We start from the raw sequence: 11,294 nt of genomic DNA, 5'->3' as shown, positions 1-11,294 counted from the left end.
AGCCCTGGCCCAGCCCGCGGCACCCGCCGCGGAACACCCGTGAGAAACACCCCGTGAAGGAGCCGGAAGTGAGAAGGACGGCCATAACCGGCATCGGCGTGGTCGCGCCGGGAGGCACTGTCCGCAAGGAGTTCTGGGACCTGCTGACCGAGGGCCGGACGGCTACCAGGCGTCTGTCGTTCTTCGACCCGACGCAGTTCCGCTCGCAGATCGCCGCCGAATGCGACTTCGACCCGGCCGCGGCGGGCCTGACCCCGCAGGAGATCGCCCGCAACGACCGCTTCGTGCAGTTCGCTCTCGCGGCCGCGACCGAGGCCGTGGCCGACAGCGGTCTGGAGCTCGGCAGGGACGGCGCCGACAGCGCCGACGCCGCCGACGCCGGCGGTCCGGTGGTGGCCGTCAGCATGGGCAGCGCGGTCGGCGCCACCACCCGGCTGGAGGACGAGTACGTCGTCGCCAGCGACAGCGGGCGCGACTGGCTCGTCGATCCCGTCTACGCCTCGTCGTTCCTTTATCACGCTCTGGTTCCAAGCTGTCTGGCCACCGAGGTGGCCTGCCGCTTCTCCGCCCACGGCCCGGCGCACGTGGTCTCCACGGGCTGCACCTCCGGGATCGACGCGGTCGGGTACGGCCACCAGCTCATCGCCGACGGCGAGGCCGACATCGTGATCGCGGGTGCGACGGACGCGCCGCTGTCCCCGATCTCCATCGCCTGCTTCGACGCGATCCGCGCGACGTCGGCCCGCAACGACGACCCCGAGCACGCGTCCCGGCCGTTCGACGCCAGCCGGGACGGGTTCGTCATGGGTGAGGGCTCCGCCGTGCTCATCCTGGAGGAGCTCGAGCACGCCCGGGCCCGGGGCGCGCACGTGTACTGCGAGATCACCGGCTACGCCGCCCGTTCGAACGCCTTCCACATGACCGGCCTGAAGGCCGACGGCCTCGACATGGCCGAAGCGATCTCGGACGCCCTGCGGCAGGGCCGTACCGACCCGACCAGGGTCGGCTACGTCAACGCGCACGGCTCCGGGACCAAGCAGAACGACCGCCACGAGACGGCCGCGTTCAAGAAGTCGCTCGGGCCGCACGCCTACGACGTCCCGGTGAGCTCGATCAAGTCCATGGTCGGCCACTCCCTCGGAGCGATCGGCGCCATCGAGATCGCCGCCTGCGCCCTGGCGATCGAGAACCGGGTGGTCCCGCCCACGGCCAACTGGTCCAGCCGGGACCCCGAGTGCGACCTGGACTACGTGCCGAACATCGCCCGCGAGTACGACGTCGACGTGGCGCTGTCGGTCGGCAGCGGCTTCGGTGGGTTCCAGTCGGCCATCGTGCTCGACCGCGGACGAGGTGACCGGTGAGCGCCACCCGCGCCGGGCTGCGTCCTGTCATCACCGGCATCGGGGCGGTCACCCCCAGCGGCATCGGGACCGAGGAGCACTGGCGTTCCACGCTGCGCGGTGAGCTGCGGGTGGGGCCGATCGCCAGCTTCGACGCCAGCCGGTACGCCACCACGCTCGCCGGTGAGGTGACCGGCTTCGACCCCGCCGACCACATCGGCGGCCGGATCATCCTGCAGACCGACCGGTGGACGTGGCTGGGCATGGCCGCGACCGGGTTCGCGCTGACCGACGCCGCCTATGACCCGGCAGCGCATGACCCGTACGCGACCTCGGTGGTGTTCGGGGCGGGTTCCGGCGGCAACGACTTCGGCCAGCGGGAGCTCCAGCGGCTGTGGAGCCGGGGCCGCCAGGCCGTGAGCGTCTACCAGTCCATCGCCTGGTTCTACGCGGCGACCACCGGCCAGACCTCCATCCAGCACGGCGTCAAGGGGCCGTCCGGGGTCGTGGTCTCCGACGGCGCCGGCGGTCTCGACAGCCTGGCGCAGGCGCGGCGGACCATCAGGCGCGGGACGCCGGTGGTGCTCGCCGGCGGCGCCGAAGCCGGCCTCACCCCCTACGCGCTGACCTGCCAGATCACGGGCGGGCGCCTGTCCACCAGCCGTGAGCCACACGGCGGCTACAAGCCGTTCGACCGCGAGGCGGGCGGCCACGTGCCCGCCGAGGGGGGCGCGACGCTCGTCGTGGAGGACCCGGCGTCCGCGGCGGCCCGCGGCGCGCCGAGGGTGTACGCCGAGATCGCCGGGTACGCGGCGACCCACGACGCCCACCACCACCGCGACCCGTCGCCGGATCCGCGCTGGTACGCCGAGGCCATGCGCCGGGCGCTCGCCGACGCGCGGCTCACCCCGGCCGACGTCGACGTGATCTTCGCGGACGGCGCGGGTTCCCGCGACCTCGACGAGCTCGAGGCGCGCGCGATCCATACCGCCTTCGGCGCGCACGCCGAGCGGGTCCCGGTCACCGCCCCCCAGGGCCTGACCGGGCGGATGTGCGCGGGCGGCTCGGCCCTGGCCGCCGTCAACGCCGTCCTGTCCATCCGGGACGGGGTGATCCCGGCGGTGGGCAACCTCGACGACCCGGCGCCGGAGTACCGCCTCGATCTCGTCCGGGTGCCCCGGGAGACCCCGGTACGGGTCGCCATGGTCAACGCCCGCGGCTACGGCGGCTTCAACAGCTCGCTGATCCTGCGGGCCGTCGACCCCGCGACCACGGACGGAGGAACCCGATGATCAGAGCGACGCTGCGCATGCTCGTCCGTCCCGACCGGGAGCAGGACTTCGTCGACGCCTGGGAGAAGATCGCCTCGGTGGTCCGCCGGACGCCGGGAAACCTGCGCCAGAGCCTCCTGCGCACCGGCCCCCGCGAATTTGTGATCACCAGCGACTGGGACAGCCCGGAAGCATTCCAGAAATTCGAGCGGAGCCCGGAACAGGACATCCTTACCGCACCCCTGCGCGAACTTCGGGAAAGCGCGAGAATGGAAATCTCGGAAATCGTCCTGCATGTCGAGAAAGAAGACCCGGAAATTTCTTCGGAAAGAGCGGAATCCGCTGTCGACAGGCGGGTCGAGGCCAACCGGAGAACGATTCTCGAGCACTTCCGGTCACTGGAGCGCGGGGACGTCGACGCCGCCGTGTCGGCCTTCGCGCCGGACATGGTCAACCACCGGCTCCAGCCGGGCAGCCCCCCGGGGCGTGACGGGCTGGCCCAGACCCTGGCAGTCGTGCTGCGCGCCTTCCCGACCGCGACCTGGACGGTCGAGAGCATCGTCGCGGACACCGAGAACGTCGTGGCGAAACTGGCGGTCGAGGGCGAGGCACAAGACGTGATCATGGGTGTGCGGGCGGCCGGCCAGCGGGTCACCTGGCGGCACATCCACTGGTTCCGCATATCGGACGGCACGGTGGTCGAGCACGACGCCATCCGTGACGACCGCGGCCTGCTGCGCCAACTCGGCGTGGGCACGGGGGGAACGCATTCCGGCGGGCTCGGCGTCAGTCTGCCGGGAGGTACTCGCACGCTCCAGCCGGATACCGGTGACCGCGACCCGGCGTTCACCGCCTGAAACGGGATGCCGGCCCGGGACGACCGTCGCGGGCCGTGTCCCCACACCTGTCACACCCGTAAGGAGCAGTTCGTGCGAGTGCTCTTCACCACTTCTCCGGTCCACGGTCATCTCTTTCCGCTGGTTCCGCTCGCGCACGCGCTGCGGGCGGCCGGCGACGACGTCCTGGTCGCCGCGCCGGCGAACTTCACCGGCGCCATCACCGAGGCCGCGCTGCCGGCGGGGCCGACCGCGCCGTCGGTCGACTTCCTCACGATCATGACCAGGGAGCGGGACGGCCGGCCGGTGCCGCCCGCGACAAACGCCGCGGAACGCAACGAGGGCACCGGCCGGGCCTGGGGACGCCTGACCGCCGCCACCCTGCCGTACACGCTGGAACTGGTGGAGCGCTGGCGCCCGGACGTCATCATCAGCGAACCGACCGAGCACGCGGGCCAGCTCGCCGCCGAGACGCACGGCCTACCCTGGGTCGAACACGGCTGGGGTGTGACGACGATGCCCGAGGCCCGGCCGCCCGCCCGCGACGAGCTCACGCCGGAACTCGCCGGCCTGGGCCTGACGGACCTGCCCGAACCCATGCTGCGCCTGCACCCGTGCCCGCCGAGCCTGCGGCCCGCGGACCCGCCCGGATCCCGCGACCGGCACATCCGCTACGTCCCCTACAGCGGAGCCGCCGCGCTGCCCGAGTGGATCCTCAGGCGGACGGAGCGGCCCCGGGTCACCCTGGCCGTCGGCAGCAGCCTGGTCAGGGCCGCCTTCCGGAACCTCGCGGAAACGCTGGCGGAGGTCGCCGCCGTCCTGCACGGCCTCGGCATCGAGGTCGTGGCCGGCCTGGAGGACCCGATCAGCCCCGGCTGGACGCTGCCGCTGCCGGCCGGCGCCCCCACCGGCCTGCTCCCGCTGCACCTGGTCGCACCCACCAGTGACCTTGTCGTCCACCACGGGCGCTCCGGGGCGACGCTGACCGCGGTGACAGCGGGCCTGCCGCAGCTCGCGCTGCCGCGGTTCGCGGACCAGTTCGACAACGCCGCGCGCATCAGCGCCGCCGGCGCGGGCCGGCAGCTGCTGGGGGAAGGCGTCACGGCCGAGTCGGTGGTCGCGGCCTGCCGCGACCTGCTCGACACCCCCTCGTACCGGGACAGGGCGGCGGCGCTCTCCGCCGAGAACGCCGCCCAGCCGACGCCCACCGACGTCGTCGCGGTCATCCACGACCTCACCGCCGCCCTGGTCTGACCAAACGGGAGCAGCTTTCATCATGGAGACAGATTTCTGCGTCATCGGCGCCGGCCCAGCCGGGCTCAGCCTGTCGCTGCTGCTGGTGCGATCCGGCGCCCGGGTTGTCCTCGTCGAACGGGCGACGTCGTTCGACCGCGAGTACCGCGGCGAGATCCTCCAGCCCGGAGGCGCGCTGATACTGGACCAGCTGGGTGTTCTCGACGGCGCCCGCAAACGGGGCCACTACGAGTGCTCGCGCTTCCGTATCGTCTCCGGCGGACGCCCCCTGTTCCAGGCCGAGTACGACCAGATCGAACCGCCGTACAACCACTTCCTCAGCATCCCGCAGCCGAACGTCCTGGAAGAGCTCTTCGACGCCTGCAAACAGTACGACCGCTTCGAGTATCTCGACGGCCGGTCACCGAGCGGGCTGCTCCTGGACGGCGAGCGCGTCGTCGGCGTCACCCTGCCGGACGGCGACACCGAACAGCGGATCGACGCCCGGTGCGTGATAGCCGCGGACGGGCGGCACTCGAGGACCCGGCGGCTGGCCGACATCACATTCACCAAGATCGACACCTTCGACTACGACATGGTGTGGTTCAAACTGCCCGCCCCGCAACGGCACGGCCCCGAGGTGACGGTCTTCCAGGGCGACGGCAACCCGATCATCGTCTACGACGCCTACCCCGACAGCCTCCAGCTGGGCTGGACGCTCCCGCGGCGCAGCTACCGGTCGCTGGCCCAGCACGGGATCGAGCACATCAAGGAACAGATCCGCCAGTCCGTTCCCCGCTACGCCGACCTGATCACCAAGTACATCAACGTGCCCGGTGACCTCGCGGTGCTGGACGTGTTCGCCGGTTTCGCCGACACCTGGGCCCGGGACGGCCTGCTGCTCATCGGGGACGCCGCGCACACGCACGGCCCCATCGGCGGCCAGGGGATCAACCTCGCGATCCAGGACGCGGCACTCGCGCATCCGATCCTCGTCTCGGCGCTGGCCGCCGGCAGCTTCGACCGCGACACGCTCGGCCAGTTCGAGCAACAGCGGCGGCCGGTCGTGGAAACGGTCACGCAGATGCAGGCCAGGCAGGCCAAACTGCTGTTCGCCCGCCCCGGTAACCCCCCGCCCGACCTGTCCGCCGAACACGGCGGCCCCGGTGGGCACGGCGGGAACGGGCACGGGCACGGCGGCCCTCCGGCCGGCCCGCCCACTGAACACAGCGGCCCCTCAGCCGGCCCCCCAACCGGCCCGGCCGCCGGACACGGCGGGCCGCCGGCCGCCCCGGACACCGGACGCGGTGGCCCCCCGACCGGCCCAGGTGCCGGCGGCAGGCCCGGGCCCGGCGGCCCGCCTGCCGGCGGTGGCCCCGGCCGCGGCGGCCCGCCGCTCGTCGTCAACGCGTCCCCGGTGGCCTTCGGCACCCAGCGTGTCTCAGCCCGCACCGACCTCTTCGTCGACTGATCTCCTCGTCGACGGCATACACGTCATCCGGTAATTTCCCCCAGCAACCGGTCTCGTTCATCAAAAAACTGAAAACCAGATTCCTGGACAGATGCGGTGACCGTTCTTGCGTCGAGACGGTCACCGCATCTGTCAGCATCATTCCGTGTGCGGCACTATGATCACGGTCGACTGGTCGTGGTTGAAGGAAAGGCTGGCGCAGGGCCGGCCCACGGCCCACGGCTGGCCGAAGCCGCTGTCGTCGATCCGCCAGGACTGTAGGCCGTAGGAATCCAACTTCTGCCGGACTATACTGATGATCTCGCTGCGGGGGCGGCAGTGATCCGCCCGTACCGCGGTCACCACGTCATTCTGGAAAGCGGCGAAGCTGCGCGCGGAATCAGACACTCCCATGAACGGCCGCAGCCCCAGCGTGCGGCAGGCGTTTTTCGACGGAAACACCGCGACAGCCCCACCCGAGGTAAGGCAGGCGACGATTTCTGACGGTGCTTTCATTCCGGTGGACCGCCACACCTGCCGGCAGGATTCTACTGGGTCCGTCACCCCGCCGCCGACAATGTCCGTGTCACCGTGAAGACTCACCGTCTTATAACATGACACCGTCATAGCCTGGGTCGCCACATCACCAGGAAGCAGTCCTCGGCCGGCGGCCGTCCCAAGAACAGCCACCACGGCCACAGCCGGAACGACTATCAGCTTTCGCCGCCACCACGGCCTCCGGGCCGGCTCGGAAGTCGCCGCGACGTGGCGTTCGAGCAGTTCCTGGCGCTGTGCCAGCCGCTCCGCCGGGATGGCCCGTTGCGGCGGAAGCCACGGAAAATCCAGATCGGACATGTCACGCCCCTTCCCGACCGTGTCGGCCTGTGACCGGTGTCGCCGTGTCAACGGATTCCTGGAACGCGCCCGTCCCCGCGGCCCGGGTCTTCGCGAGCCGGGCGCGGGCACGGGCCAGCCGCGACCGGACCGTTCCCACCGGAACGCCCAGAGCGACCGCGGCTTCTGCATAACTCAGACCGGCCATCGCCACCAGGGCGACGACATCCCGCTCACCACGGTTCAGGACCGCGAGCTCACGCAGAATGTCCTGCATCCGTTGCTCGTCGTCGAGCCGTGCCACCACCTCGTCGGCGGGATCGGGCTCCACATCCGGGGGCGGCAGTCGGTACAGCGCCGCGTCGTAACGACGAGTGGCCCGCGTCTGGTTGCGCACCACGTTCGTCGCCACCCCGAGCAGCCACGGGCGCAACGAGCCGGAGAGAGCAACCGCGTCGGCCCGCCGCCGCCACGCCTCCAGGAAGACCACGGACGTCGCGTCCTCCGCACCGCTCCACGAACCGAGCCGGCGGAAGCAGTAGGTGTAGACGGCGCTGGAGTGCGCGCGGAACAAAAGCCCGAACGCCGTCCCGTCCCCGGACCGGGCCCGCGCAAGCAGCTCACCGTCATCAGCCGGCTCAGGCGTCATCGATCGCTCTCATACCTCGTAATGTCCGCACGAGCCCGTCAGGTTCCCAGCGAACCACCACCTCCAGGACGGAAGCTTCGGCGACTCGCGGGGCTGTGGAGAGGCCCACGACCGTTGCCAGGGACGGGGAGCGGAGTGGACATCGGACGATCAATGAGCCACAATTGTGGCCATGACGATCGAGTCTCTCCGTATGGTCCGTGACCACCTGTCCGAGTTCGTTGATCGGGTCGAACACCAGCACGAACGGATCGTGCTGACCCGTAACGGCCACGCCGCCGCCGTGCTGATCAGCCCCGAAGACCTCGCCCAACTGGAAGAGACCATCGACGTCCTGCGCGACTCACAGGCACTGGCCGACATCCGCGAGGCCGACCGGGCCTACGCCAGCGGCGACGTCCTGCGCGGCACAGCGGCCGTACGCGACCTGCTCAGGTGAACGGCGACGACTACGAGCTCGTCCTCACCCCACCAGCCCGACGCGCGTTTACCGACCAACTGCCCGAAGCCGTCGCGACCGCGGCCGTGGAGTTTCTCACCACCGCTCTGGTCGAAGCTCCACGCAGAGCAGGCAAACCCCTGCGCTTCGATCTCGAAGGAATATGGGCGGCCCGCCGAGGCACCTATCGCATCCTCTATCGGATCAATGACGACAAGCACGACGTCGTCGTCCTCCGCCTCGAGCACCGCCGGGATGCCTACCGACCGCTGTGACCCGCTACCGATTTTCTTCGCCCATGGCGAACCGCCCACGGCAGGAGGGGGCGGATGGGCATCTTTGCACTCGCGGCTCATGAAGATACGCAGCCATCGTGACGACGCTCCGCTGTGGTGGACACACGAGGACAACCGCCAGATCAGTTTCACGTCCGTTCGTCCACGCGAGGTGTTCGAGAACTACGACGCGGGTTTCGCCCTTGGGCTGGCGTGTCCCGGCATGATCGCGGGAACCGCTACCGATCCTGATACCGGGATCGTCTTTCTCCGCTTGTCACACGCACGGTCCCGATTGTGGGCCTCCTTCGCGGACGACCCGGAGGACCAGGGATACGAAGTCCTCCAGTGCGGGCCACGCCGGTTGTGGGAGGAGCTGGAGGCCGCCTACCAGTGGTGGATCAAGGCTGGTAGGCCGAGGTTCCACCGCTTCGGCATGACCGTCACCCCACACGGCCAGGAAGCCTGGCTCGGCACCCCGGGCCACATCGTCTCGCCCGTCCAGCGGCCGGCCGCCTGGAACTGAGCAAACCTGACCTGGGCGGACCTGGACAGGCTCTCAGTCGGCTCCCAGGCTCGCATCAGGTCAGCGTCAGGCTGAAACCCCACTATCAGGTCCCATGACGGTGGCTCCCGACCTTCGACAGCAGCCCGGACCGACGGCGAGGATCCGGCCATGACCACGACCGTTCCCGAGCGGGCGGGCATTCCGCCCGCCCCGGCCGCGGCACCCGGCCGCCCCGGCGCCGGTTCCCGGGCGGGGGGCCGGTGGGCGCGAAGCCTCCTGCGCGGCCGGGAGAGCGATCCGGCATGGGTGCGTCCCGCGCTGCTCGCCCTGCTGGCCGGGACGGCCGTGCTCTACATCTGGGGGCTCGGCGCCTCCGGCTGGGCGAACAGTTTCTACAGCGCCGCCGTCCAGGCAGGGTCGTCGAACCTGACGGCGTTCTTCTTCGGCTCCTCGGACGCCGCGAACTTCATCACCGTGGACAAGCCACCGGCATCACTGTGGGTGATGGACATCTCGGTGCGTATCTTCGGGCTGAGCTCGTGGAGCGTGCTCGTCCCGCAGGCGCTGGAAGGTGTCGCCGCCGTCGGGGTGCTGTACGTGACCGTCCGGCGCTGGTTCTCCCCGGCCGCGGCGCTGCTGTCCGCGGCCGTGTTCGCGCTGACACCGGCCGCGGTGCTGATGTTCCGGTTCAACAACCCCGACGCGCTGCTCGTCCTGCTGCTGCTCCTCGGCGCCTACGCGACCGTCCGGGCGGCGGAGACGGGCAGCGCCAGATGGCTGGTCTGGGCGGGGGTCTTCGTCGGGTTCGGCTTCCTCGCGAAGATGATGCAGGCGTTCCTGGTCGTGCCGGTCTTCGCGGCCACCTACCTGCTGGCCGCGCCGATATCGCTGCGGCGCAGGATCGGTCGGCTGTTGCTGTCCGGGGTGGCGATGTTCGTCGCCGCCGGCTGGTGGGTGGCGGCCGTGGAGCTGTGGCCGAAGGGCTCCCGGCCCTACGTCGGCGGCTCGCAGAACAACAGCATCCTCAACCTCATCTTCGGCTACAACGGCTTCGGACGGCTCAACGGCAACGAGGCCGGCAGCGTCGGCGGAGGCGGCGGCACCGGCGGCCGCTGGGGGGAGACCGGCCTGACCAGGATGTTCAACACGGAGATGGGCGGGCAGATCTCCTGGCTCATCCCCGCGGCACTGATCATCATGGTGGCCGTGATCGCGATGCGCGGGCGCGCCCCACGCACCGACCGGACCAGGGCCGCGCTGCTGCTCTGGGGCGGCTGGCTGGTCGTCACCGGCGTCACCCTGAGCCTCGCCAAAGGGATCATCCACCCCTACTACACGATCGCGCTCGCGCCGGCGGCCGCGGCCGTCGTCGGCATCGGCGGCGTCCACCTGTGGCGCGAACGCGACCGGCTCGGGTCCTGCCTGGTCCTGGCGGCCGCGGTCACCGCCACGACGGCGTGGTCGTACGTCCTGCTGCACCGGACGCCCGACTGGCAGCCGTGGCTGCGAGCGCTCGTGATCGCTGTCGGTGCCGTGGCGATCGTCACGCTGATCCTCACGCTGGTGCTTCCCGCGCGTCCGGCACGTCGCGCCGCGACGGTGCTGGCCGCCGCCGGCATCCTGGTGACGCTGATCGGGCCCGCGGCCTACGCGGCCGAGACGGCCGCCACCCCCCACACCGGCGCCCTCCCGTCGGCGGGGCCCACCAGCGGCTTCGGCGGCGGCCCTCGCGGCGGAGGTTTCGGCGGGGGAGGCTTCGGTGGCGGCGTCCGGATGAACGGTCCGGGCGGGGGCGTCCCGCAGGGGATGCCACCAGGCGGCACAACAGGCCAGGGCGGCACGACGGGAGGCCAGGGCGGCACGACGGGCCAGGGGGGTGCGACGGGCCTGGGTGGCGGCTTCGGCCAGCAGGGTGCGGCGATGTTCGGCCGGGGCAGAGGCCTCGGGGGCCTGCTCGACGCCGGGACGCCGAACGCCGAACTGGTGACCGCGCTCACCCAGAACGCCGAGCGCTACACCTGGGTCGCGGCCACCATCGGATCCAACTCCGCCGCCGGCGTCCAGCTCGCCACCCGTGCACCGGTGATGGCCATCGGCGGCTTCAACGGGACCGACCCGGCCCCCTCGCTGGCCCAGTTCCAGGAGTACGTCGAAGCCGGAAAGATCCATTACTTCCTCGCCGGCGGTGGCATGGGCCGCGGTGGCGGCTCCGGCGGCACCGCCAGCGCGATCACCACATGGGTCCGGCAGACCTTCACCACGACCACGATCGGCGGCACGACCGTCTACGACCTGACCAGGCCAGCCGCATAAAGTAATCACCGCACAGCATCTCCGGAACAGGACCGGGGCACGGGCCTCCCGGCGACGCGAAAAGCGCTTTTCGCGTCGCCGGGAGGCCTTCTTCCATTTTTCAGCTTCTTTCCACTTTTCAGCTGCCAGTTTTCAGCTGCCGGCTT

11 protein-coding genes are annotated in these 11,294 nt (G+C 70.8%); 9 read left to right on the top strand and 2 right to left on the bottom strand.

The genetic code is table 11. The annotated features are described in order from the left end of the window. The first annotated feature begins 68 nt into the window (after nt 1-68). From AC5LUJ_RS14760 to AC5LUJ_RS14740, 5 genes are all read left to right on the top strand, one after another. Complete coding sequence (locus tag AC5LUJ_RS14760; protein WP_445548213.1) at nt 69-1,361, top strand: beta-ketoacyl-[acyl-carrier-protein] synthase family protein; 1,293 nt, start codon at nt 69-71, stop codon at nt 1,359-1,361. After that, nucleotides 1,358-2,632 (top strand): beta-ketoacyl synthase N-terminal-like domain-containing protein, encoded by a 1,275-nt coding sequence (locus AC5LUJ_RS14755; RefSeq protein ID WP_250289755.1) that lies wholly within the window; start codon nt 1,358-1,360, stop codon nt 2,630-2,632. Before AC5LUJ_RS14760 ends, AC5LUJ_RS14755 begins: the two co-directional genes overlap by 4 nt. Beyond that, the gene (locus AC5LUJ_RS14750; RefSeq protein WP_250280893.1) at nt 2,629-3,468 is read left to right on the top strand and encodes an ester cyclase; all 840 of its coding nucleotides are present in this window, start codon (nt 2,629-2,631) and stop codon (nt 3,466-3,468) included. Before AC5LUJ_RS14755 ends, AC5LUJ_RS14750 begins: the two co-directional genes overlap by 4 nt. Nucleotides 3,469-3,540: 72 nt before the next feature. Next, nucleotides 3,541-4,701 carry a glycosyltransferase gene (locus AC5LUJ_RS14745; RefSeq protein WP_250280891.1) on the top strand — a complete coding sequence of 387 codons (1,161 nt, stop codon included), beginning with the start codon at nt 3,541-3,543 and terminating at the stop codon, nt 4,699-4,701. Between the two features lie 22 nt (nt 4,702-4,723). Continuing rightward, nucleotides 4,724-6,151, top strand: a complete 1,428-nt coding sequence (locus tag AC5LUJ_RS14740; RefSeq protein ID WP_493465108.1) for an FAD-dependent monooxygenase — start codon at nt 4,724-4,726, stop codon at nt 6,149-6,151. Between the two features lie 138 nt (nt 6,152-6,289). Here AC5LUJ_RS14740 and AC5LUJ_RS14735 read toward each other — a convergent pair whose 3' ends face one another. Together AC5LUJ_RS14735 and AC5LUJ_RS14730 are read right to left on the bottom strand one after the other, a co-directional pair. Further along, nucleotides 6,290-6,985: a hypothetical protein gene (locus AC5LUJ_RS14735; RefSeq protein WP_250283650.1), complete on the bottom strand. Its 696-nt coding sequence runs from the start codon at nt 6,983-6,985 to the stop codon at nt 6,290-6,292. A 1-nt stretch (nt 6,986) separates the two neighbouring features. Then, nucleotides 6,987-7,613, bottom strand: a complete 627-nt coding sequence (locus AC5LUJ_RS14730; protein WP_250283652.1) for an RNA polymerase sigma factor — start codon at nt 7,611-7,613, stop codon at nt 6,987-6,989. A 172-nt stretch (nt 7,614-7,785) separates the two neighbouring features. Here AC5LUJ_RS14730 and AC5LUJ_RS14725 point away from each other — a divergent pair, with 172 nt between their 5' ends. The 4 genes from AC5LUJ_RS14725 (at nt 7,786) to AC5LUJ_RS14710 (ending at nt 11,148) form a co-directional block, all read left to right on the top strand. Further along, nucleotides 7,786-8,052, top strand: a complete 267-nt coding sequence (locus tag AC5LUJ_RS14725; RefSeq protein WP_250283654.1) for a type II toxin-antitoxin system Phd/YefM family antitoxin — start codon at nt 7,786-7,788, stop codon at nt 8,050-8,052. Next, nucleotides 8,049-8,327, top strand: coding sequence for a type II toxin-antitoxin system RelE family toxin (locus tag AC5LUJ_RS14720; RefSeq protein WP_250283656.1), 279 nt, complete (start codon nt 8,049-8,051; stop codon nt 8,325-8,327). Before AC5LUJ_RS14725 ends, AC5LUJ_RS14720 begins: the two co-directional genes overlap by 4 nt. A 64-nt stretch (nt 8,328-8,391) precedes the next feature. After that, entirely contained in the window at nt 8,392-8,853 is a 462-nt protein-coding gene (locus AC5LUJ_RS14715) for a hypothetical protein (RefSeq protein ID WP_250283658.1), read from the top strand. Nucleotides 8,854-9,003: 150 nt separating this feature from the next. After that, nucleotides 9,004-11,148, top strand: a complete 2,145-nt coding sequence (locus AC5LUJ_RS14710; RefSeq protein WP_250283660.1) for a glycosyltransferase family 39 protein — start codon at nt 9,004-9,006, stop codon at nt 11,146-11,148. Nucleotides 11,149-11,294: the final 146 nt, after the last annotated feature.

This window comes from Protofrankia sp. CiP1_Cm_nod3, assembly GCF_982290655.1.
Note: the sequence above shows the minus strand (reverse complement) of the source record. Positions and strands in the feature narration are given on the sequence as shown.

Bases quoted from the DNA above. Each gene is read 5' to 3' on its own strand.
- AC5LUJ_RS14740 (WP_493465108.1), top strand. From the start codon at position 4,724: ATGGAGACAGATTTCTGCGTCATCGGCGCCGGCCCAGCCGGGCTCAGC.
- AC5LUJ_RS14710 (WP_250283660.1), top strand. From the start codon at position 9,004: ATGACCACGACCGTTCCCGAGCGGGCGGGCATTCCGCCCGCCCCGGCC.
- AC5LUJ_RS14750 (WP_250280893.1), top strand. From the start codon at position 2,629: ATGATCAGAGCGACGCTGCGCATGCTCGTCCGTCCCGACCGGGAGCAG.
- AC5LUJ_RS14730 (WP_250283652.1), bottom strand. From the start codon at position 7,613: ATGACGCCTGAGCCGGCTGATGACGGTGAGCTGCTTGCGCGGGCCCGG.
- AC5LUJ_RS14735 (WP_250283650.1), bottom strand. From the start codon at position 6,985: ATGTCCGATCTGGATTTTCCGTGGCTTCCGCCGCAACGGGCCATCCCG.
- AC5LUJ_RS14725 (WP_250283654.1), top strand. From the start codon at position 7,786: ATGACGATCGAGTCTCTCCGTATGGTCCGTGACCACCTGTCCGAGTTC.